The organism is Methanosarcina sp. UBA289 (assembly GCA_002496565.1).
In the GTDB taxonomy this organism is placed as follows: domain Archaea; phylum Halobacteriota; class Methanosarcinia; order Methanosarcinales; family Methanosarcinaceae; genus Methanosarcina.
On record DAKJ01000019.1, the window covers coordinates 20,443 to 44,182 of the forward strand.

At 42.8% G+C, this 23,740-nt stretch carries 16 protein-coding genes and 1 tRNA gene; 16 read left to right on the forward strand and 1 reads right to left on the reverse strand.

Annotation, left to right across the window (positions count from 1 at the left end; all coding sequences use genetic code 11):
* Positions 1–129 precede the first annotated feature (129 nt).
* Entirely contained in the window at positions 130–327 is a 198-nt protein-coding gene (locus BP549_RS11785; protein WP_292380878.1) for a hypothetical protein, read from the reverse strand.
* Positions 328–1,247: 920 nt separating this feature from the next.
* On the opposite strand from BP549_RS11785, the gene BP549_RS11790 reads away from it, so the two are divergent.
* The 16 genes from BP549_RS11790 to BP549_RS11865 all read left to right on the forward strand — a co-directional run bounded on the left by BP549_RS11790 (position 1,248) and on the right by BP549_RS11865 (position 23,471).
* Complete coding sequence (locus tag BP549_RS11790; RefSeq protein WP_292380880.1) at positions 1,248–2,546, forward strand: amidohydrolase family protein; 1,299 nt, start codon at positions 1,248–1,250, stop codon at positions 2,544–2,546.
* A 234-nt stretch (positions 2,547–2,780) separates the two neighbouring features.
* The gene (locus BP549_RS11795; RefSeq protein WP_292372272.1) at positions 2,781–4,016 is read left to right on the forward strand and encodes an adenosylhomocysteinase; all 1,236 of its coding nucleotides are present in this window, start codon (positions 2,781–2,783) and stop codon (positions 4,014–4,016) included.
* A gap of 865 nt (positions 4,017–4,881) precedes the next feature.
* Positions 4,882–8,169, forward strand: a complete 3,288-nt coding sequence (locus BP549_RS11800) for a PAS domain S-box protein (RefSeq protein ID WP_292380882.1) — start codon at positions 4,882–4,884, stop codon at positions 8,167–8,169.
* 99 nt (positions 8,170–8,268) lie between these two features.
* Positions 8,269–8,715, forward strand: coding sequence for a response regulator (locus BP549_RS11805; RefSeq protein WP_292372268.1), 447 nt, complete (start codon positions 8,269–8,271; stop codon positions 8,713–8,715).
* Between the two features lie 32 nt (positions 8,716–8,747).
* Complete coding sequence (locus BP549_RS11810) at positions 8,748–10,613, forward strand: PAS domain S-box protein (protein WP_292380883.1); 1,866 nt, start codon at positions 8,748–8,750, stop codon at positions 10,611–10,613.
* Between the two features lie 561 nt (positions 10,614–11,174).
* Positions 11,175–11,251, forward strand: a tRNA-Lys gene (locus BP549_RS11815).
* An 89-nt stretch (positions 11,252–11,340) separates the two neighbouring features.
* Positions 11,341–11,577, forward strand: a complete 237-nt coding sequence (locus BP549_RS11820) for a DNA-directed RNA polymerase subunit H (RefSeq protein WP_292372264.1) — start codon at positions 11,341–11,343, stop codon at positions 11,575–11,577.
* 212 nt (positions 11,578–11,789) lie between these two features.
* Positions 11,790–13,385 (forward strand): DNA-directed RNA polymerase subunit B'', encoded by a 1,596-nt coding sequence (locus BP549_RS11825; RefSeq protein ID WP_394339081.1) that lies wholly within the window; start codon positions 11,790–11,792, stop codon positions 13,383–13,385.
* 14 nt (positions 13,386–13,399) lie between these two features.
* Positions 13,400–15,214, forward strand: coding sequence for a DNA-directed RNA polymerase subunit B (gene rpoB, locus BP549_RS11830; RefSeq protein ID WP_292372262.1), 1,815 nt, complete (start codon positions 13,400–13,402; stop codon positions 15,212–15,214).
* Between the two features lie 12 nt (positions 15,215–15,226).
* Positions 15,227–17,869, forward strand: a complete 2,643-nt coding sequence (locus BP549_RS11835; protein WP_292372260.1) for a DNA-directed RNA polymerase subunit A' — start codon at positions 15,227–15,229, stop codon at positions 17,867–17,869.
* Positions 17,869–19,092, forward strand: a complete 1,224-nt coding sequence (gene rpoA2, locus BP549_RS11840) for a DNA-directed RNA polymerase subunit A'' (protein WP_292372257.1) — start codon at positions 17,869–17,871, stop codon at positions 19,090–19,092. The genes BP549_RS11835 and rpoA2 overlap by 1 nt, the downstream gene beginning before the upstream one ends.
* 273 nt (positions 19,093–19,365) lie before the next feature.
* Positions 19,366–19,662, forward strand: coding sequence for a 50S ribosomal protein L30e (locus tag BP549_RS11845; RefSeq protein WP_292372255.1), 297 nt, complete (start codon positions 19,366–19,368; stop codon positions 19,660–19,662).
* Positions 19,663–19,682: 20 nt separating this feature from the next.
* Positions 19,683–20,108, forward strand: a complete 426-nt coding sequence (locus tag BP549_RS11850) for a NusA-like transcription termination signal-binding factor (protein WP_292380884.1) — start codon at positions 19,683–19,685, stop codon at positions 20,106–20,108.
* A gap of 106 nt (positions 20,109–20,214) precedes the next feature.
* Positions 20,215–20,643 carry a 30S ribosomal protein S12 gene (locus BP549_RS11855; protein ID WP_292372251.1) on the forward strand — a complete coding sequence of 143 codons (429 nt, stop codon included), beginning with the start codon at positions 20,215–20,217 and terminating at the stop codon, positions 20,641–20,643.
* Positions 20,640–21,206 carry a 30S ribosomal protein S7 gene (locus BP549_RS11860; protein ID WP_292372249.1) on the forward strand — a complete coding sequence of 189 codons (567 nt, stop codon included), beginning with the start codon at positions 20,640–20,642 and terminating at the stop codon, positions 21,204–21,206. Before BP549_RS11855 ends, BP549_RS11860 begins: the two co-directional genes overlap by 4 nt.
* 72 nt (positions 21,207–21,278) lie before the next feature.
* Positions 21,279–23,471 carry an elongation factor EF-2 gene (locus BP549_RS11865; RefSeq protein WP_292372248.1) on the forward strand — a complete coding sequence of 731 codons (2,193 nt, stop codon included), beginning with the start codon at positions 21,279–21,281 and terminating at the stop codon, positions 23,469–23,471.
* The last annotated feature ends 269 nt before the right edge of the window (positions 23,472–23,740 follow it).

Below are 23,740 nucleotides of genomic sequence, written 5' to 3' on the forward strand. Positions count from 1 at the left end.
TCATGACGTCCTCATAAAAACCAATGCGGTCTTGAATTGAAAATCATCTTACCCATAGAGAATGGCGAAGAGCCTTTTTTTCTGTGACTTTCTATTAAATCAAGATAGAGGTCACAGTAGGACTAGATATTAATGAAGTTCGTTTATTGAACTCTCATGTTCTTGAATATAAAGTTTTGACTGTTTTAAAACTTCGATAATGTTGTTTAATGTTTGTAGATTATTTGATAACTTTTTCATTTTTTCTTCATCTTCAACTAAACTACCTAAATCCTTTTCGAGCTCTACAAACATCTTTTCCATTTTACATGTGGTCTTCGTAATCATGTGATTACATATCGAGATTGATTTTTCTTGTTCTGATATGGTACTTTTTTTCATGATATATTATACGAATACTTAGTATATAAATATTAAATTTTGTGTGAAAGTATTCATTTCTGTATATATTTTCAATCAATAGCCATAAGTTAGTCAAGAACTGAATATATTTACTCTCGCCTGTGACCTTGCTAAGAGGCTGTCTTAAAATTCAAATCATTTATACAATTGGATAATAGGCAACGTTTTGTTTAAATTCATATTGCGTACTCGATATATAAAATCAAACACAATAAGCATCATGGTTTAAACTTTCGTTTTGGGCATTAACAGTTTGGCACTCCGTTTATCAATTTAAATGCATAAGTCCTACCCAATTATAGAACCAGATTTAATTTTAAGACACGCTCCAAGTGATTCGGCAGAATGACAAAGACAATATACTATTGCAGCACCCATAATCTGAAGATCAGTCAAAAAAATTAAAATAACTTTGGAGCTTCAGATACATGTTGCAGTTCAGTAGTTCTATGTTTTTCACATTCTTTTTAAAAGGTTGTGTTGCAAAAATTGGCTCTTCGCTATTTCGAGTGGGTAACTCCCATTTGTCTCTTAAATGTTTAAGTAACATCCTAAAATATAGAAATAATCGTTGTCGAAAATCACATTCAAGCTTGACGTTTTCATGTTTGAGTTGAATACTTGCTAACTAATCAATTATTTTAAACCCATACAGAACAGCGAAGAACCTTCTTCACTGGGTTTTAGCATAATTTTCAGGACAACTTTTTTTAGGATAACCTCTTAATCTCAATACCTTTTAATTTCAGTTGCTTATTAAGTCCAGAATTTCTTAAATTTGGACCGGATTCTTAAATTCAGAATAGTTGAACAGCTTCAGTTCATTACTTGACGGATCTGATTATATGGCTGACATAATTATAAAAAATGCTTACGTTTTAACAATGGACCCTGAAGTGGGAGACCTCAAAAACGGGACTGTTGTTATTGAAGACGGAAAGATTACGGAGATCGGAGAAAAGACCAGTGAAAGTGCCGAGACTGTAATTGATGCAAAACATTCGGTAGTAATGCCAGGGCTTGTAAATACGCATACTCATGCCGCAATGACGCTTTTTAGGGGTTATGCCGACGATTTACAGCTTGCAGACTGGCTTGAGGGACATATCTGGCCTGCCGAAGCAAAACTGACTGCAGAAGATGTTTATAAAGGCAGCCTGCTTGCCTGCCTGGAAATGATCAAGTCGGGCACTACTTCTTTTGCAGACATGTACTTCTATATGGACGAAACCGCAAAAGCTGTTGAGGCATCAGGACTTCGGGCTTCACTTTGTCATGGGCTCATAGAACTCTGGAACGAAGAAAAAGGAGAAACCGACCTTAAGGAAGGTAAACGCTTTGTTCGAGCCTGGCAGGGAGCTGCCGGTGGCAGAATAAAAACAATGTATGGACCCCATGCCCCGAATACCTGTTCTGAGGAATTCCTTGCAAAGGTGAGGGAAGAGGCTAACAGGGATGGTGCCGGCATCCATATCCATGTCCTTGAAACGGAAGCCGAACTCCTAGCTATGAAAGAAAGGTACGGTAAATGTTCGGTACATCTCCTGGAAGATATAGGATTTTTCGGGCCTGATGTGCTCGCCGCTCACTGTGTCTGGCTTTCGGAAGGCGATATAGAAATTCTTGGGAAAAGAGGGGTGAATGTTTCCCACAATGCCATAAGCAATATGAAACTGGCTTCAGGGATTGCACCTGTACACACAATGCTCGAAAAAGGAGTGAATGTGAGCCTTGGCACTGACGGCTGTGCCTCAAACAATAACCTTGATCTTTTTGAGGAGATGAAAACGGCTGCTCTTCTGCACAAAGTCAATACTTTCAACCCTATTGCCCTTCCTGCGAGACAGGTACTTCAAATGGGAACAGTGAATGGTGCAAAAGCCCTAGGCACGGAAACCGGCATGTTGAAACCCAGAATGAAAGCGGACTTGATAGTAGTGGACATGAAAAAACCGCATCTTACCCCCTGCTTTGATGTTCCTTCCCACCTAGTATACTCTGCAAAAGGAAGCGATGTCAGGACAACAATTGTAAACGGAAAAATCCTGATGGACGATTACAGGGTACTGGCCCTGGACGAGCAGAAAGTAATGGAAGAAGCTCAAAAAGCTGCAGAAGAACTTGTTGCAAGGGTAAATGCCTAACCCTCTAATGAAATAGGATCTTGATACCAGACTACATTGAAATATTTTGATATGAAACCCAGATATAATGCTGTAATTAAATACCAGAAGTGGATAAATAAGTTGAAATAATGTTCCAGTGTGTAACCTCAATGAATTAAATGTAAACACTTCTGTTTGATTTTTAAAGAAATCGAATATGTTTGATTTAATATAAATTGAATTCAATTGCCTATCTGATACTACGGGATCAACATGACCGAAAAAGAACTCATAGAATCCGGAAACATGAAAATGGACTGGGCAAGAAACCATATGCCTGTACTTGCTATTGTCAGGGAGAAGTTTGAGGAAGAAAAACCCCTGAAAGGGCTGAAGGTAGGAATGGCCCTGCATGTGGAAGCAAAAACTGCAGTCCTTGTAGAGACCCTAGCAGCAGGAGGTGCAGAGGTATCGATCACCGGCTGCAATCCTCTCAGCACGCAGGATGATGTGGCCCTTGCCCTCGGTACCCGCAAGAATATAAGCTGTTTTGCAAGATACGGAGTCGAGAGCCAGGAATATTACGAAGCAATCGACCGGGTCCTGGACATCAAACCCGATATCACCATAGACGACGGCGCAGACCTTATATTTAAACTGCATAAGGAAAGGACCGACCTACTTCCGAACATATTGGGCGGCTGCGAGGAAACAACTACCGGTGTGCACAGGCTTCATGCAATGGAAAAGGAAGGAGCCCTGAAAATGCCAGTTATTGCGGTAAACGATGCCATGACCAAATTTCTTTTTGATAACCGCTATGGAACAGGCCAGTCAGCTTGGGATGGAATTAACAGAACCACAAACCTTTTAGTAGCAGGCAAAAACGTTGTTGTTGCAGGCTACGGCTGGTGCGGGCGCGGTGTTGCGATGCGAGCTTCAGGCCTTGGAGCAAATGTAATCGTTACCGAAGTCGATCCTATAAGGGCCCTTGAAGCCAGGATGGACGGGTACAGGGTAATGAAAATGTCAGACGCTGCAAAATTAGGGGAAATCTTTGTGACCACTACCGGAAACCGCGATATCCTCACAGCCGAACATTTCCAGACCATGCCGGACGGAGCAATCCTTGCAAACTCCGGGCACTTCAACGTGGAAATCGATATGGAAGCCCTTGCCTCCCTTGCTAAATCCGTCCGAATCGTAAGACATAACATAAAAGAATACGATCTCGGCGACAGGCGCATCAATGTTATAGCTGAAGGCAGGCTGGTTAACCTTGCTGCCGGCGACGGGCATCCTGCCGAAGTTATGGACATGAGTTTTGCAAACCAGGCCCTCTGTGTGCGTTATATTGCCGAAAACAAGCTTACGAACGGAGTTCATAAAGTACCTCTTGAACTTGATACTTTTGTGGCAAAAATGAAACTTGAATCAATGGGCATAAGTATAGATGAACTCACACCGGCACAGGAATGCTACATGAGCGGCTGGGAGTGCGGGACGTAATTAAGAAAACAAAAAGAGTACTTTCCGCAGTCAAGAGATTCTGACGATTTAAAGTGCAGTAATCTTACTGCTTTAATTTTTGATTGCATTCCATTTTCACAAGGCAATAATATTTACCGCATCTCAGAATCTTTATCATATTTTTATAACCACTTAACATGGTCTCTAAATAAAATTTTATCTCCTAAATTACTTTACTTCATAAACATTGTTCAACTTATTGAATATTTATTAACTGATATAGTACTATTGAATTTCTTTTTTAAGAATTTTTGTCGAGAGTTAAATATTTTGATATTTATCATAGGCAGTTTTATAACCAATAATTTGCAAAGAACATAACAAATGTATAATTTATTTTAGAAATACATTTGAAAAAAGAACATATTTTTACTTTTTACAAAAATGGTGGAATTCGATTTCAGTAGCGGAAATTTAGGTGAAATCGATAGCAGCAAATACGTAAATTACTCTTTAGACCTAGAACATGAAGTATTGATTAACAGAGGTTAGAGAAATAGGTTAGAAAATAATGGATACCTGATGTACAAGAAAACATTCAAAGGCTAAAAACTTTGACAAGGAGTGGGTTAAAAGTTGGGCATTAAACATCAAACGATTACATCAAAAATTAAATCAAACAATTATATCAAAAGCTTACATCAAATATTTCGATATCAGGTTCCGTATTTTGAAAGTCCTGGCAAAGGGATAATGAATAAATTGGTTTATATGACAAAATTTTAGAAAATTGTCTAGAAAATTGCCTGATCTTATAAGTAACAAATCACTCACGGGTGACCAATTATTGTATTGATTAAAAACAAACTTTTAAATTACCTTTGAAATTCGGAAAAGGGTTGGAATGCAAAAAAGTTTGAGAAAATCTGGCATTGATATTATTGAAGATGCGCCCTGGGGAACTCACTTCTGTCAATTCTACCAGACAAAAGAAGATTTAATTGACATACTTATCCCCTACTTCAAAGCAGGACTGGAAAATAATGAATTTTGTATGTGGATTACATCACAGCCTCTCGATGAGGAAGAGGCAAAAGAAGCCCTGAGAAAGGCTTATTCCGAGATTGATATTTACTTGGAGAGAGGGCAAATCGAAATTATTCCCTATGACTGCTGGTATGTAGTAGATGGGACTTTCGATCCGCAAAGAATACTTAATGGGTGGATTGAAAAACTCGATCAGGCTCTAGCTAAAGGCTACGATGGCCTGAGATTGAGCGGAAACACCTTTTGGCTGGAAAAAGAAGGCTGGAATGATTTCATCGAATATGAAGAACTAATAGATACTACTATTGGTAACTACCAGATGATGGCTCTATGCACTTATTTCCTTGAGAAATGCAGCGCAACTAACATAATTGACGTTGTCAGCAACCATCAGTTTGCTCTGGTTAAGAAGGAAGAAAAATGGGAGCAGATCGAGAGTTCCAGGCGCAAAAAAGAAGGAAAAAAAGCTCTTGGAATAGAGCAGCATTGGGGATACACCTTTGATGCTGTGCCAGACCTGATAGCCATACTTGACAATGAATATAAAATTGTTCGTGCAAACAAGGCAATGGCGGCACGATTTGGATTGAAACCCGAAAAATGTACAGGCTTAACCTGCTACCAGGCTGTACATGGGACGGATAGGCCTCCTTCTTTTTGTCCGCATAGGAGGATGCTTGAGGATGGGCTTGAACACACTGCGGAGATTTGCGAGGAATGCCTAGGTGGTTACTTCATAGTGAGTGTCTCGCCACTCTATGACTCTGAAGGAAAAATAATCGGTAGCGTTCATGTAGCACGTGACATCAACGAACGCAAACAGGCTGAAGAAGCATTACTTAGAAGCGAAAATGAATTCCGTGCATTAGCTGAAAATTCTCCTGACATAATTGCTCGTTTTGATACACAAAACCGCTATATGTACATTAATCCTACCGCTACCGAAATTTATGGTTTTCCTCAGGAAGAAATTATCGGGAAAACTAAAACTGAATTGGGAAGAGATCCTGAGCATGTAAAGTTCTGGGAAGAACACCATCAGCAAGTTTTCGCCACAGGAAAACCTATGACAATGGAATTCCATTACATATCGCCTCAAGGGAAAGAATACTATTTTAACACAAAAATAGTACCTGAGTTTATTGGCAGGAAAATTGCTTCCATTCTTTCAATTTCCCGTGATATTTCAGACATAAAAATAGCAGAAGCAAAACTGAATGAAACACTTGATAACCTGGAAGAGTTAGTTGAAGAACGTACAATGCAGCTTGAGAAGGCTTATGAATCACTGAAAGAAAACGAAAAAGGCCTTGCTGAAGCTCAAAGAATGGCGCATCTTGGAAACTGGGAATGGAATATTATAAATAATGAACTTTACTGGTCTGACGAAATTTATCGCATTTTTGGATGCATTCCCCAAGAATTTGGGGTAACTTACGATGCATTTATGGAGTATATACATCCAGAAGATCGAGATTATGTAAATAATGCAGTTAAAGAGGCTTTAAACGGAAAGACCTACAGTATTGATCACAGGATTATATCAGCCAATGGAGAAGAACGTATAGTACATGAACAGGCTGAAGCTATTTTTAATGATAAAGGAATTCCTGTTTGGATGCGAGGAACAGTTCAGGATATTACCGAACAGAAAAGGGCAGAAAAGGCATTAAAACTGGCTAACGCATATAATCGCAGTCTTATTGAAGCCAGTATAGATCCCTTTGTAACTATCGGTCCGGATGGTAAAATTACTGATGTGAATAATTCAACAGAATTTGCTACGGGTTATTCTCGTGAGGAGTTAATTGGGACTGATTTTTCAGATTATTTCACCGCGCCTGAGAAAGCCAGAGAAGGATATCAGCATGTATTCCGGGAAGGGCTGGTGCGAGATTACCCATTGGAAATTCAGCATAAAAACGGACATATAACCCCGGTTTTGTATAATTCATCGGTTTACAGAGATGAAGCTGGAGAAGTTATTGGAATTTTTGCAGCTGCACGTGATATCAGTGAACAGAAAAAGGCAGAAGAGGCTCTGAGGTTATCAAACATTTATAACCGTAGCCTTATTGAAGCCAGTCTCGACCCCCTGCTTACTATAGGGCCTGACGGAAAGATAACCGATTTAAATAAGGCTACAGAACTGGTTACAGGATATTCCAGAAATGAATTGATAGGAACTGATTTTTCGGATTATTTTACAGACTCTGAAAAAGCCAGTGAAGGATATCGACAGGCGTTTATAGAAGGTGAAGTCTGGGATTATCCTCTTGAAATCCAGCACAAGAATGGTCAAGTAACTCCTGTTTTGTATAATGCTTCGATTTACAAAGGCGAAACCGGTAAGGTTATTGGGGTTTTTGCTGCAGCACGAGATATTACTGAGAGAAAAAAAGCAGAAGAACTGTTAAAACTAAAATTAGAGGAACTTGCTCGCTCAAATGCAGAATTAGAGCAATTTGCCTATGTATCATCCCATGACTTGCAAGAGCCCTTAAGAATGATAGCAAGTTACTTACAGCTTCTGCAAAGAAAATATCAGGGAAAGCTTGACGATAAAGCTGACAAATACATCTATTTTGCGGTAGACGGGGCTACCCGTATGCAAAATCTAATAAATGATCTTCTAGAATATTCTCGAGTGACTACAAAAGCCAGAGAATTCGAGCCCACAGACTGCAAATCTATTTTGGATCAGGTAGTATTTGATTTAGATGTATCCATAAAAGAAAGTGAAACCAGTATATCCTATAGTTCTTTACCTGTAGTAATGGCAGATTCTATCCAGTTAGCTCAGGTATTCCAAAATCTTATCAGTAATGCTATAAAATTCCGCAGTGAAAAAGCCCCGAAAATCGAGATTTCTGCAGAGGAAAAGGCCGAACAATGGCTATTTTCAGTACAGGATAACGGAATTGGAATTGATTCCAGATTCTATGATAAGATCTTTGAAGTCTTTAAAAGGCTTCATAAAAGAGAAGAGTACCCTGGAACAGGTATAGGGCTTTCAATTTGTAAAAAAATCGTAGAAAGACATGGAGGACATATTTGGGTAGAATCTGAATCAGGTAAAGGTTCGATCTTTTACTTCACTCTACCAATAATTCCTATAAAATTTTATAATAAAGAAATATCGTAAAAAATTTGACCTCTTTGAAATTTGGGTTTAAATTCGATAATCAATTTCAGAAAAGTTCAAGGTTCTTGCTTAGCTTCATCATTTAGGAAGGAAATAGGTATGAAAACTCGGATAGCGTTTAAACCGGTAGAGATTCTTGTAGTAGAAGATAGTAAAGGCGATATTGGACTAATAGAAGAAGGTTTCGAAGACGCAAAAATCGGGAACGTTCTTCATATTGTAGAGGATGGAGAAGAAGCAATCGCTTTTCTACGTGGCGAAGGACAGTTTTCAGGCTCCCCACGCCCGGATATAATACTACTGGATTTAAATTTACCAAAAAAAGACGGGCGTGAAGTTCTTGAGGAAGTTAAAGGCGACGATGAACTAAAAAATATACCTATTGTGGTTTTAACCACTTCCAAAGCTGAAGAGGACATACTGAGATCTTATAATCTTCATGCCAACGCATACATTACTAAACCTGTTGACTTTGACCAGTTTCTAAAAGTAGTTAAATCTATAGAAAATTTCTGGCTTGAGATTGTAAAATTGCCATCGAAGTAAAGTCAAGTTAACCCGGATAGGACGGTTTGGCTATGGAAGAAAAAGTAAAAATCTTACTTTTCGAGGACAATCCCGGGGATGCAGGTTTAATTGAAGAGATGCTCGAAGAATCCGCCGACTTTCGATATGAACTTAAAAATGCTGAAACCTTGAAAGAAGGCTTGAGTTTTCTTAAAGAGAACTTGTTTGACATAATATTATCTGACCTGGGATTGCCAGATAGTGATGGCATTGATACTTTTCTTGAAATTCATGCAAGGAATTCAAGAATTCCCATTGTAATTTTTACTGGGATAAGTGATGAAAAAATAGGAATTGATGCTGTAAAGAAAGGTGCTCAGGACTACCTGGTCAAAGGGCAGGTAGACAGTAGGTTATTGAAACGTTCTATCCAGTATTCCATTGAGCGTAAAAAAGCAGAGGAAAGAGTTCAGAACTTAGCAAATATAGTGGAATCATCAAATGATGCTATTATAACCCGGTCTCTTGACGGTTTCATTACCAGCTGGAACCAGGGAGCAGAACAAATATACGGATATTCAGCTGAAGAAATATTGGGAAAGCCTGCAACACTCCTAATACCATGCGGCTTGGAAAACGAAACACTAAAACTAACTGAAATGGTAAGACAGGGAGAAAAGATTCACCAGTATGAGACTTCACGGTTAAGAAAAGACGGTAAGATTATTGATATCTCAATGACTCTTTCTCCGGTTTTAGAGATATCTGGAGAGCTTATAGCTATCTCAGTTATTGTCAGAGATATAACTGAAAGTAAAAAAGCCGAAGAAAAGCTTCAGAAAAGTGAGGAAAGATATCGGATCATAACAGAACAGACCGGCCAGCTCGTATACGAGTATGACATTGAAGAAGATAAAATTTACTGGGCAGGTGCCATAGAAAAGGTTACAGGATATACTCAGGAAGAATTACTGAGCACCGGAGTTAAGCTCTGGATAAACAATGTTCATCCTGACGACCAGAAAAATGTCTGGAATCAAAAAATAATAGACTGCGGTAAAAGCATAAAAAAAACTGAAAATAAAAGAAAAAATAAAAGAAACTTCCATTTGGAATATCGTTTGAGAAGGAAAGATGGAAGTTATATCCATATAGAAGATCATGGAGTCTACCTTCAAAAAGGAAATTATCTCACAAATAAAGTCCTTGGGATAATGAAGGATATCACAGAAAGGAAAAAGGCAGAAAACACCTTGAAAAAGATTGAAGAAGCCCGTAAAAAGGAAATTCATCATAGAATAAAGAATAACCTGCAAGTGATCTCATCTCTGCTTGATCTCCAGGCTGAAAAATTTGCTGGCAATGATGTATATGATACTTCAAAAGTCCTTTCAGCTTTCAGGGATAGTCAGAACAGGGTTATTTCTATGGCCTTGATCCATGAAGAACTGTATGGGTCCCGAGAAGTAAGTACACTTAACTTTGCAACGTACTTGCAGAAGCTGACTGAGGACCTTTTCAAGTGTTACAACATTGGAGCTTCAGGAGCCCAGAAGGTTCTGGAAATAGAGGAAAACACCTTTTTTGATATGGACACCGCAGTTCCGTTAGGTATGATTGTTAACGAACTTGTCTCAAATTCTCTTAAACATGCATTTCCGGGAGGTAGAACCGGAGAAATCCAGATAAAACTCTCCAGGAACGAAAACGGAAATTTTGAAAACGGTGCAATTGAAGACAGCAATGGGAAGAGTAAAACTACCGGTTATACCCTGACCGTTTCGGATAACGGAGTAGGCATACCTAAAAGCATTAATATAGAAGACTCCGATACGCTTGGAATACAGCTGGTAACCATCCTGGTAGATCAATTAGATGGTGAACTTGAATTAAACAGGGATTCTGGAACTGAATTTGTTATAAAACTTACAGTATAGGAGAATTAGTAAAATTTTCAGGATGTACATCTTTACATATTTATATCATTAATCAAGTGGCTCTCGAGATAGCTCTATAGATCACTCTATTATAGATGATAGAGGCATTAGAGCTGAGATATACATACCCTGCTTGCATTTTTTAAAATACTTAAATTTAGAAATTTGGATTTGACTAATTAATACTTTATTTTGGAGAGGGTGACTACCGGGAATAGGGACGTTATTCAGAATTGGGGCAAAAGTCTCAAGTTACCCGGGAATAAGAGAAATAAATTGAATTTTTGGCCTTACTTTTAAAAAGTTAAAAATTATCGTACATATATTTTACTGGCAAAATCTAAAAAAATCCCGTAAAAACACGTCACGTGAGAAATAATTTCAGCTTAAATATACAGGAATTCCGGGAGAAAAAAGGATCTCACCATAAACTATTTATAGAATAGCTATAATTAGAGGGTTGCACCGGTGTGAGAGGTGCTCCCTGAGGCAGCGGGGCAGCAGGGTGGCATGAAAAAAGCTCCAGGTGCAAAGAAGTAAAATGATGTAAAAAAAGTAACTGGGCCCGTAGCTCAGTCAGGCAGAGCGACTGGCTTTTAACCAGTCGGCCTAGGGTTCAAATCCCTACGGGCCCGCCATGTTCTTTATTATATCCGGCGGAAAGGCCATTCGCGGGAAAATCAGACCTGACAAATTTTTTGAATACTTTATTTTTGGAGGAAAGGATTTGACAAAATTCAGCCTGCTCGACCATGAGTCGGTCCCTAAACATGAAATTATGTCTGAAGGCGAGTTAAAATCTGTTTTGAGCAAATATTCCATAGAAAAGGAGCAACTTCCGAAAATCAAAGTGCAGGATCCTGTTAGTAAAGAAATAGGAGCTGTTGTCGGAGACGTAGTGAAAATCACAAGAAAAAGTCAAACTGCAGGGGAGGCAGAGTACTACAGACTTGTGATCGAGTAAGCGGCATGGGGTAAACCGCTTGCAAGATTGAATTTCTTCACGGAATGTGTCTTTTTGAATTCCACGCACCATCATACGGCAAAATTCAACAGTTGCATACCGATCTAAGGATCAGAATCTCTTGATTTTCATTTTAATAAAGCAAAGAGGGTGCTATCATCGCGTTAGAAACAAGTATACTGTCGCAGGCTTATTTTACACGGGATAAAATAGTGCAGCACCATATAGACTCGTTTAACAAGTTTATAGATTACGGGCTGCAAAAAATCATAGATGAACAGAGAATAATAGAAACCGATATCGAGGATACCTACCTCAAACTTGGCAAAATCCGGGTAGAACATCCTGTGGTAAAAGAAGCCGACGGGGCAATCGAAAAACTTTATCCCAACGAGGCAAGGCTCAGGAACCTCTCGTACTCAGGCCCTCTCTACCTCGAAATGAGCGTAGTAAAAGACGGAGTTGAGTCCGAAGTAATGGAAGCAAAAATCGGACAGCTTCCTATCATGGTCAAATCCAAGATCTGTAACCTTCCTGGGCTCAGCGAAACCGAAAAAGTTCGTTATGGGGAAGATCCCCTTGATCCTGGGGGATATTTCATTATCGGTGGTACCGAAAGAGTGGTTATGACTCTTGAAGACCTCGCTCCTAACAAAATTCTTGTAGAGTATGGAGAGAGGTACGGCGATACCATAGAAGTTGCAAAGGTTTTCTCACAGAAACGCGGATACAGAGCCCTCGTAATCGTAGAAAGAGGAAGAAAATCCCTGCTTGAGGTTTCTTTCCCTTCAATTTCAGGTCGAGTCTTCTTCATTACACTGATGAGAGCTCTTGGGATTGTAACTGATGAAGATATTGTAAATGCAGTTTCAAGCGATCCCGAAATTATCAAATTCATGCTGGAAAACCTCGAAGAAGCCGAAGTCGAAACCCAGGAAGAGGCAATCGAGAAAATTGGAGCTAGGGTCGCTGCAGGCCAGGCAAAGGAATACCAGATAAAAAGAGCAAACTATGTTATTGACAGGTACCTGTTCCCTCATCTTGGAAACGACATGAGAGACAGGATCTCCAAGGCTCACTTCCTGGCAAGAATGGCGGAGTCCTGTTTCGAGCTGGCGCTTGGTAAGCGTTCGGAAGACGATAAAGACCACTACGCAAATAAAAGGCTGAAACTCGCAGGAGACCTGATGGAAGATCTCTTTAGGGTATCTTTCAACAGGCTTGCAAGAGACATAAAATATCAGCTCGAACGTGCAAACATGAGGAACAGGGAGTTGAATGTCGCAACAATAGTCAGGGCAGATGTGTTGACTGACCGCCTGCAGCACCCACTAGCAACCGGAAACTGGGTTGGAGGAAGAACAGGTGTGTCTCAGCTTCTTGACAGAAACGACTATATCTCCACGCTTTCTCATCTTCGCCGTGTAATTTCTCCTCTTTCCCGTGCCCAACCTCACTTTGAAGCCAGAGACCTGCATGCAACCCAGTGGGGAAGACTCTGTCCTTCGGAAACCCCTGAAGGTCCAAACTGTGGTCTGGTGAAAAATTTTGCCGAGATGGTTGAGCTTTCAACAGGAATAGAGGAGATCGACGGAATAAAGAAAATCCTCTATGATCTTAACGTTGAGCGTGTGGTTGTAAAGGTACCGGAACTCCCAGCTAAAATAAAGGAAACCCTACTTGATGAGTTTGGAGAAGAGATTGTTGAAGAGTATGAAGAGCCTTCAGAAGTCGAAAGCAAATACAAAGATGATGATTTTTACGATTATTCAGATATGGACGATGCCGGATCAATGTTCGGTGATTGAGGGGTCGATGTTAGATGACTAAAGCAAAAGTATTCATAAACGGGGAGCTTGTCGGGACCCATGATAACCCTGCGGAGCTTGTAGACGAGCTCCGAAAAATGAGGCGGCAGGGGTTCATATCCAGACAGGTTAATGTCGCTCTTAACGACAGCACTAGAGAAGTAGTTATAAACTCCGATATGGGCAGAGCAAGAAGGCCCCTCCTAGTTGTGGAGAACGGAGCTCTCAAGGTAACTCCAGAGCACGTAAAGAAAATTAAGAACAAGGAAATCAATTTTGATGACCTGGTGAAAGAAGGCTGCATAGAGTATCTCGATGCTGAAGAAGAGGAAAATGCCTATATCGCACTCTACGAGGCTGACATTGGTCCAAGGCATACTCACATGGAGATTGATCCTGAACTTATTCTCGGAATCTCTACGGGAATGGTTCCTTATCCAGAACATAATGCGTCTCCGCGTAATACCATGGGTGCAGCCATGATAAAGCAATGTATTGGAGTTGCAACCGCAAACCAGAAACTCAGACCTGATACCCGTGCCCATGTCCTTCACTATCCTCAGAGAGCAATGACCAAAACCAGGACCTCGGAAGCAATAGGTTTTGATGACAGGCCTGCAGGCCAGAACTTTGTGGTTGCAATTCTGTCCTATGAAGGGTATAACATTGAAGATGCCCTGATTTTCAATAGAGGCTCAATTGATAGAGGTCTCGGGAGAAGTCACTTCCTCAGAACTTTCGAAGGAGAAGAACGCAGGTATCCGGGTGGACAGGAAGATAAGTTTGAGATTCCTGACTCTGAATACCGTGGAGCGCGCAGTGCAGAAGCCTATGCTAACCTGGATACTGATGGGCTTGTGAATCCCGAAACTCCGGTTGGACCCAACGATGTACTGATTGGAAAGACCAGTCCTCCAAGGTTCCTTGAAGAACCGTCGGACTTCGGGATTGCAGTCGAGCAGAGGCGAGAAAGCTCGATCACAATGCGGTCAAATGAAACCGGAATTGTTGATACGGTTATTCTGACCGAATCCATTAACGGAACCAGGCTTGCCAAGGTAAAAGTAAGAGATGAAAGGATTCCTGATATAGGGGACAAATTCGCTTCAAGACACGGGCAAAAAGGAGTTATCGGCCTGAAAGTCCCGATTGCCGATATGCCGTTTACGGAATCCGGCCTAACTCCTGACCTGATGATCAACCCGCATGCAATTCCTTCACGTATGACTGTAGGCCACGTTCTGGAAATGATTGGTGGAAAAGTAGGTTCCATGGAAGGCCGAAGAGTTAATGCAACAGCTTTCTCCGGGGAAAATGAAGAAGATCTTCGAGAAGCCCTGAAAAAGCACGGTTTTGCCCACACCGGAAAAGAGGTTTTCTACGATGGAGCAACCGGGAGGATGATTCCTGCAGATGTCTTTGTTGGGGTTATTCTCTACCAGAAACTGCACCATATGGTCACTTCGAAGATGCATGCAAGGTCTCGCGGACCAGTACAGGTACTTACCCGCCAGCCAACTGAAGGTCGAGCCAGAGAAGGAGGTCTCAGATTCGGAGAAATGGAGCGTGATGTGCTTGTAGGGCACGGAGCTGCCATGTCATTAAAAGAAAGGCTGCTCGACGAGTCGGACAAGGTTGTGGAACTTGTCTGCTCCCACTGCGGAATGATTGCAACGTATGACAAGCAGCGGAATGTCTCTTTCTGCTCAACCTGCGGAGCTGACACGGACATATATCCTGTGGAGATGAGCTACGCATTCAAGCTGCTGCTTGATGAAATAAAATCCCTGGGAGTTGCGCCCAGGCTTAAACTTGAAGACGCGGTATGAGGTGAGGCAGATATGGCAAACGTACCTCCAATCCCAAAAAGAATTTCTTCTATTAAATTCGGTTTACTTTCCCCAAAAGAGATCCGTAAAATGAGTTCAACCCCGATCATCACAGCCGACACTTACGATGATGACGGATTTCCAATAGATATGGGGCTTATGGATACAAAACTCGGGGTTATTGACCCCGGGCTTCGCTGCAAAACCTGTTCAGGACGAGCAGGCGAGTGTCCAGGCCACTTCGGACACATTGAACTCGTCGCCCCTGTGGTCCACGTTGGTTTCAATAAAGTAATCCGAAAACTTCTCAGGGCAACCTGTAGGAAATGCAGCAAGATCCTGCTTGAACCTGCACAGAAACAGCATTTTCTGGATCAGCTTATAGGCATTGAGGAAATCGGGCATATGCCTGATGACCTGATTAACGAGGCTTATAAGGAAGCCAGTAAAGTAAAGGTCTGCCCTTACTGTAACGAGGAACAGTTAGATATTAAATTTGAAAAACCCACTGAGTATCTTGAAAACGGAGAGAAATTAACCCCTACAGAGATAAGGGACCGTTTCGAGAATATCCCTGACGAAGATATCCGGGTTATTGGGATGGACCCGAAGAACGCAAGGCCTGAATGGATGATCCTTACAGTCCTGCCAGTACCTCCTGTTACGGTTCGTCCTTCAATTACCCTTGAATCCGGACAGCGCAGTGAAGACGACCTGACTCACAAGCTTGTAGATATTATTAGGATTAATCAGCGCTTCCAGGAAAACAGGGAGGCCGGTGCACCTCAGCTCATTATTGAGGACCTCTGGGAACTCCTTCAGTATCACGTTACAACCTTCTTTGACAACTCCGTCTCAGGGATACCTCCTGCAAGGCACAGGTCAGGCAGGCCCTTAAAGACTCTTTCCCAGCGTTTGAAGGGTAAAGAAGGGCGTTTCAGAGGAAGTCTGTCAGGTAAGCGTGTTAACTTCTCAGCCCGTACGGTAATCTCTCCGGACCCGAACCTTAGCATTAATGAGGTAGGGGTTCCTATGCCCATTGCAAGGACCCTGACAATGCCCGCAGTGGTAACGCCAAGGAATATAGAACAGCTAAAGATTTACGTGCGCAATGGGGAAGATGTACACCCCGGAGCAAACTACGTGCTGCGGCCTGACGGTAGGCGTATAAAAGTTACTAATGTAAACAAAGATGACCTTGCCGAAAAGCTGGAGTTCGGATGGACAGTTGAACGCCAGTTAAAGGATGGAGACATTGTACTCTTTAACAGGCAGCCGTCTCTACACAAAATGAGTATCATGGCTCATTCAGTTAAGGTACTCCCGAATAAGACATTCAGGTTAAATCCTGCGGTCTGTCCTCCATATAACGCTGACTTTGATGGGGACGAGATGAACATGCATGCCCTTCAGACCGAAGAGTCCAGGGCTGAGGCAAAGATCCTCATGCAGGTTCAGGAAAATATTCTCTCCCCGCGTTTCGGAGGACCTATTATAGGCGGGATTCACGACCACATCTCTGGGCTTTTCCTACTGACACGGTATGAAGATCATATCTCAGCTAATGATGCTTATGATATGCTCCGGAAAAGTGATATCCGTGAGTTGCCTTCCCCTGCAGGGTATGATCCCGACGGAAAGCCCTACTGGACAGGAAAACAGATTTTCAGCCAGATCCTGCCCAAAAATTTGAATGCACAGTTTACAGCTCAGGTTTGCTCGCATTGTGATACCTGCAAGAAAGAGGAGTGCCCTAACGATGCCTATGTGGTGATCCGGGACGGAGAACTCATTAAAGGTACGATAGACGAGGCGGCCATCGGAGCATTCAAAGGAAAAGTTCAGGACCGTATTATCAAGGAAATAGGCCCTGAAGCCGGAGCCCGCTTTATAGACAATATGACTATGCTTGCAGTTAGGGCTATCATGCGAACAGGCCTGAGTTTCGGGATAGCTGATGAGGATATTCCGAAAGAAGCCAGAATCCAGATCAATGAAGTCCTCGGCAAAGCTGAAGGTGCTGTGCAGAACCTCATCAAGTCTTACCAGAATAAAGAACTTGAACCTCTTCCTGGAAGAACCCTTGATGAGACAATTGAAATGAGCATCATGCAGAAGCTCGGAAAGGCCAGAGACGAGACCGGTAATATCGCAGACAGCCATATGGGACTTGAAAACTCGGCAGTTATCATGGCCCGCTCAGGAGCCAGAGGTTCCATTCTGAACCTTACTCAGATGGCAGCCTGTGTTGGTCAGCAGGCAGTTCGTGGTGAACGTATCCGCAGAGGATATGCAGGCAGGACACTGCCCCATTTCGAGAAAGGAGACCTGGGTTCTGATGCCCACGGGTTCGTTAAGGCAAGCTACAAGAGCGGGCTTAACCCGACTGAATATTTCTTCCATGCAATCGGTGGTAGGGAAGGTCTTGTGGACACTGCAGTCAGGACATCACAATCAGGGTACCTGCAGAGAAGGCTTGTTAATGCTCTTCAGGACCTGGAAGTCCAGTACGATCTTACGGTCAGGGATACCAGAGGTGTGCTTGTGCAGTTCAAGTTCGGAGAAGATGGGATTAACCCCACAAAAAGTGATTTCAGCAAGCCCGATACAATCCACAGGATTGTCCGTTCCGTAGTAAACCGGGAGGTGGCCTGATGAGTATTAGTGAAGCTACAATCGATAGCATGATAAAAGATCTGCCTCTCCCTTCAAATATCCTTAATGCTCTCAAGGCAGATGTTATCAAAGCCGGAGTAAGCAAGAAGGAAATGGAAGAGATTATAGAACAGGTGATGGAAGAGTATCATACCTCATGTATGGAACCCTGTGATGCTGCCGGTGTGGTTGCAGCCCAATCCATAGGGGAGCCGGGTACCCAGATGACAATGCGTACCTTCCACTACGCTGGTGTGGCCGAGATTAACGTTACACTCGGTCTGCCCCGTCTTATTGAAATTGTGGATGCTCGAAAAATTCCGAGCACTCCTATGATGACAATTGCCCTCTCAAAAGAACATCCTGAGGACTATGCTTACGACAGGGAAAAGACAAGATATCTTGCCTGGGAGATTGAAGCCACAAAAATTGATCATATCGCTGACGTAACCACTGATCTTTCCCAGATGAAATTGATAATTGACCTGCATGAGAAGGCAATGGAAGGCAGGAATATTACTATAGATCAGGTAAAAGAAAAGTTCAATGAAGAATTGAACGTGATGGTTACCATCTCTCCGGATATAGATAACCAAATTATCATTGCACCGGGAGAGCCTTCTTACAGGGAGCTTCTACAGCTTGCAAAAAGCATCCATAATGTCACCCTGAAAGGAATAGAAGGAATCAAGCGTGTAGTGGTCCGTAAGGAAGGGGAAGAATATACACTCTACACTGAAGGTTCGGCCCTGCGTGAAGTGCTTCAGTTCGAAGGCGTGGATAAGACAAGGACAAGTACAAATAACATCAATGAAATTTATGAAGTGCTTGGAATCGAAGCTGCAAGAAATGCGATAATTAAGGAAGCTACAGATACTCTGCGTGAACAGGGTCTTACTGTGGACATCCGTCACATTATGCTTGTGGCCGATCTTATGACCTGTGACGGAGAAGTAAAACAGATTGGAAGGCACGGAATTTCAGGAGAAAAGGCAAGTGTCTTTGCTCGTGCAGCTTTCGAAGTTACGGTAAATCACTTGCTGGATGCAGGAATGCGCGGGGATGTGGATCAGCTTCAGGGGGTCACGGAAAATATCATCGTTGGCCAGCCTATCCGTATGGGTACAGGAGACGTGCACCTTATAAGCCGAAGACGAGATGAAATTGAAGCAGCAATAGAAGCGGCAGAAGCAGCAGAAGCGGCAGAAGCGGCAGAAGAGTGAAGGTTTCTGGGTAAAAGCCAGCCCGGTGCAAAAACCTGAAACTCAACCTATAATTATTTAAATGCGTAGCCTGATAGAGGACCAGTTCAGATCAGGTATACCTTACCTTTATGAAACTTAGAGAATCCTGCTGCAGAAACTCGAGTCTGCTAGGCTCATAACCAGAAAATAAATATAAGGCATCAGGTATTTAGAGTACCATATATTCACCGAGCTTGGAAAATCTTTATTAGGAAAGAGATAGAGTAGACGAGCTCATTTGAGACAGAGTTGATGAAAATGAAGATCAATGTTGATAAATCTCTTATAAAGGCTGTGAAAACAGGAAAAGTAATAGTTGGAGCCAACCGGACCATGGATGCAGCTGCAGATGGTTCTGCAAAAATGGTGGTCCTGGCATCAAACTGCCCCGAAGAAATTAAACAGAAAGTTCAGGCAACAAATGTCCCTGTTCTGGAATATGAAGGCACAAGTGTAGAACTCGGACCGGTATGCGGTAAGCCTTTTACGATTGCAGCCATGGCAATTCTCGATGTAGGAGAATCCGATATTCTGGCAGCTACAGTTTAATAAAAGGAGTTGGCAACGTCTTGGGTGAAATAAGACTTACTGCAGAAAGCATCCAGTACATTGCGTTATTTGAAAATATGACGCGAGCCAAAATTCTTGACTGTATCCCTGAGGAGGAAAGGCTCGTATATGTCGTAAAACAGGGAGATATGGGACTTGCTATAGGCAGAAATGGGGAGAATATAAACCGCGTTAAAAAGACCTTGGACAAACCCATAGAACTTGTGGAATATTCAGATGACCCTGTTACCTTTCTGAAGAATGCCTTTGGACCTGTTTCCGTGAGTTCGGTAAACATTCTAAACAAAAATGGCAAGCGATTAGCTTATGTAGAGGTACCCAATAAAGAAAAGGGGCTTGCCATAGGTCGTAACGGCAAAAACATTGAGAAAGTAAAGATGCTTGCCCGTCGCCATCATAATATAGAAGATGTGATCCTGCAGTAATCTAATTTAATTTACATTGATCTATTAATCCGGCGTTGAAGGACAATCTGGCATCCAGTATGCCTCTAGAAAACTGAGATAAATTTTTAATTTGGAGAAATTAACAATGGCTAAAGGAAAATATGCAGCTAATATTCTCACACAGACCAGGAAAAATGCCCGCTGGAAAGACTCATACTATGGCAGGCGAGTTCTTGGGCTGAACGTGAAAGCCGATCCGCTAGGTGGTGCACCCCAGGGTAGGGGTATTGTGTTAGAAAAGGTAGGAGTTGAAGCAAAGCAGCCAAACTCAGCTATCCGCAAATGTGTAAGAATCCAGCTTATTAAAAACGGGCGTCAGGTAACTGCTTTCTGTCCAGGAGACGGCGCAGTGAATTTCATCGACGAGCACGATGAAGTAACCGTGGAAAGGATTGGAGGCCGCATGGGTGGTGCTATGGGTGATATTCCGGGTGTACGCTTCAAAGTGACTGCCGTAAACAACGTATCTCTGAACGAGCTGGTTATCGGCAGAATGGAAAAACCCAGGAGATGATTTTCTTGAAGATATTCGGCAAATGGGACCCGACTGAAGTTGAAGTCCGAGACCTAGGAATTAAGCGCTATGTCAGTCTTACTCCTGTTATTGTTCCCCACAGCAGCGGAAAGCATGCGAGGCAGCAGTTTAACAAATCCGAGATTTCTATTGTGGAACGTCTGGCAAATAACCTGATGAGGACCGAGGTAAACACAGGAAAGAAGCAGAGGACTCTCAGCGCCATTGAAGAAGCTTTCGACATCATAAACAGGAAAACCCAGCAGAACCCTATCCAGGTGCTTGTGGATGCTATTGCCAACGCAGGCCCCAGGGAGGAAGTAGTAAGGCTGAAGTACGGCGGAATCTCCGTGCCAAAAGCAGTAGACACCGCACCACAGAGGCGTGTGGATACAGCTCTGCGCTACATCAGTATGGGAACCAACAATGCAGCCTTTAAATCCAAGAGGTCGGTTGCAGAATGTTTGGCAACCGAATTAATAGGCGCTGCAAACCGTGACACAAAGTCCTTCGCAATCAACAGGAAGGATGCAAAGGAAAGAGTTGCAAAGGCAGCACGTTAATCGCTTATGCGGGTTGCCTCGATATAAAAAGTCATTATAGAACGAGATTACATTTGTTTAAAAGGTATTAGCATGGGACGAAGGAAGAAGATGGTCGAGCGTGTAACGACGCTCATGAATGAACCGGCAAAGATCAGAAACATCGGGATTGTTGCGCATATTGACCACGGAAAAACTACATTATCGGATAACCTGTTAGGCGGCGCCGGCATGATTTCGAAGGAACTTGCAGGCAGACAGTTATTCATGGATTCCGACGAAGAGGAACAGCAAAGAGGTATTACTATCGATGCCTCCAACGTTTCCATGGTTCACAGTTTTGATAATGAAGACTACCTGATCAACCTAATCGATACTCCCGGACACGTTGACTTTGGTGGGGACGTCACCCGTGCAATGAGGGCTGTAGACGGCGCTGTTGTTGTCGTGGATGCTGTCGAAGGTACAATGCCCCAAACCGAAACCGTTCTGAGACAAGCACTCAGGGAACATGTAAGACCTGTACTTTTTGTTAACAAGGTCGACAGGCTGATCAATGAGCTCCAGGTAGATTCTCAGGAAATGCAGGTTCGCCTTGGAAAAGTCATTGACCACGTGAACAAGCTCATCAAGAACATGAACCCTGAAAAATACAAGGCAGGCTGGAGAGTTGATGCTGCAGCCGGAACTGTTGCTTTCGGGTCAGCTCTTTACAATTGGGCAATCAGTGTGCCCATGATGAAGAAAACCGGGGTTTCTTTTAACGATGTATACGAATACTGTAAAGCCGGAGATATGAAGTCCCTGGCAGAAAAGTGCCCACTGCACGAAGCTGTACTTGACATGGTCATTCACTTCCTGCCAAACCCACTTGACGCCCAGAAGGGAAGAGTACCTGTTATATGGCACGGAGATGCGAAATCCGAGATCGGAGAGTCCATGACTCATGCAAATCCAGACGGAGACCTCGCATTCATGGTAACTGATATTTCTGTTGACCCCCACGCAGGTGAAGTTGCAACAGGAAGACTGTTCAGCGGTTCTTTTTCCCGTGGTATGGAAGTCTATACCTCAGGCACTGCAAAGAAGAGCAGAGTCCAGCAGGTAGGTATCTTCATGGGCCCTGAGAGGCTTGAAGTGGACAAGATTCCTGCAGGAAACATTGCCGCAGTTACCGGTCTGAAAGATGCAATTGTGGGATCCACTGTAACAACCCTCGAAGGCATGACACCTTTTGAAAGCATCAGGCACGTAAGCGAGCCTGTTGTGACTGTAGCTGTGGAAGCAAAGCACACCAAGGACTTACCCAAACTGGTTGAAGTGCTCAGACAGGTTGCAAAGGAAGACCCGACCCTTCAGATTACTCTGGACGAGGAAACCGGGGAACACCTGATGGCAGGTATGGGAGAACTCCACCTTGAGGTTATTGCCCACAGGATCGAAAGGGACAAGAACGTGGAAATCACCACTAGCAAGCCAATTGTCGTTTACAGGGAAACCATTAAGAAGAAGATCGAAGCTGTTGAAGGAAAGTCTCCAAACAGGCACAACAGGTTCTATATCTTTGTGGAACCCCTTGACCTTGAGATTGTGGATGCTATCAAGGCCGGCGATATCAGCATGAATCTGCCCGAGCTTGAACGCAGGCAGAAACTCATGGATCTCGGAATGGAAAAAGAAGAGGCAAAAGGCATTGTCGGGATCTTCAATTCCAATATCTTCATTGATATGACCAAAGGTATCCAGTACCTGAATGAGACAATGGAACTTGTGCTTGACGGGTTTGAGGAAGTCATGCGTGCAGGCCCGCTTACAAGGGAACCCGTGGCAAATGTAAAATGCGTACTCGTAGATGCCAAGCTTCACGAAGACGCAATCCACAGAGGTCCAGCTCAGGTAATTCCAGCTTCAAGGCAGGCCATTCAGGCAGGCATGCTTATGGCAGACGACACCCTGCTAGAACCTTATCAGAAGGTTTTCGTCCAGGTACCCCAGCTTTTAATGGGTGGTGCAACAAAGGAACTGCAGGGCCGCCGTGGAATCATTCTTAACATGACTACGGAAGGAGATCTGGCAATTATTGAGGCCAGAGTGCCTGTAGCTGAAATGTTCGGATTTGCAGGAGAGATCAGGTCTGCAACTGAAGGGCGTGCTATGTGGAGCACCGAATTCGGAGGCTTTGACACTGTGCCAACCAGCATTCAGAACGAAATTGTAGGTCAGATCAGAGAGAGGAAAGGCTTGAAGAAAGAACTGCCTAAAGCCACTGATTTCCTTTCAATGTAAGCGGAATTTTCCGCTTTTCCTTAATATTTACAAGGATATACCTATCCTCAGATAGGATAGATAAGAGCACCCGACTGATTTGGAAGGGAAGAGAATCCCTATCGGCTCGGGAATACGGCCAATCGGAAAGCTTTAAAATAAGGTATGCCTATATTGGGGAAAGCAGTCCAGACCACTGGAAAATTTATAAAGTGGCGGTTCGAGAAGGAATCCGGAAAGAGGAAAACTGGCAATATTGATCGGACAAAAGAATATAGAAAAGATGAATC

Bases quoted from the DNA above. Each gene is read 5' to 3' on its own strand.
- BP549_RS11785 (WP_292380878.1), bottom strand. From the start codon at position 327: ATGATTACGAAGACCACATGTAAAATGGAAAAGATGTTTGTAGAGCTC.
- BP549_RS11790 (WP_292380880.1), top strand. From the start codon at position 1,248: ATGGCTGACATAATTATAAAAAATGCTTACGTTTTAACAATGGACCCT.
- BP549_RS11795 (WP_292372272.1), top strand. From the start codon at position 2,781: ATGACCGAAAAAGAACTCATAGAATCCGGAAACATGAAAATGGACTGG.
- BP549_RS11800 (WP_292380882.1), top strand. From the start codon at position 4,882: ATGCAAAAAAGTTTGAGAAAATCTGGCATTGATATTATTGAAGATGCG.
- BP549_RS11805 (WP_292372268.1), top strand. From the start codon at position 8,269: ATGAAAACTCGGATAGCGTTTAAACCGGTAGAGATTCTTGTAGTAGAA.
- BP549_RS11810 (WP_292380883.1), top strand. From the start codon at position 8,748: ATGGAAGAAAAAGTAAAAATCTTACTTTTCGAGGACAATCCCGGGGAT.
- rpoB (WP_292372262.1), top strand. From the start codon at position 13,400: ATGACTAAAGCAAAAGTATTCATAAACGGGGAGCTTGTCGGGACCCAT.
- BP549_RS11835 (WP_292372260.1), top strand. From the start codon at position 15,227: ATGGCAAACGTACCTCCAATCCCAAAAAGAATTTCTTCTATTAAATTC.
- rpoA2 (WP_292372257.1), top strand. From the start codon at position 17,869: ATGAGTATTAGTGAAGCTACAATCGATAGCATGATAAAAGATCTGCCT.
- BP549_RS11845 (WP_292372255.1), top strand. From the start codon at position 19,366: ATGAAAATGAAGATCAATGTTGATAAATCTCTTATAAAGGCTGTGAAA.
- BP549_RS11855 (WP_292372251.1), top strand. From the start codon at position 20,215: ATGGCTAAAGGAAAATATGCAGCTAATATTCTCACACAGACCAGGAAA.
- BP549_RS11860 (WP_292372249.1), top strand. From the start codon at position 20,640: ATGATTTTCTTGAAGATATTCGGCAAATGGGACCCGACTGAAGTTGAA.
- BP549_RS11865 (WP_292372248.1), top strand. From the start codon at position 21,279: ATGGGACGAAGGAAGAAGATGGTCGAGCGTGTAACGACGCTCATGAAT.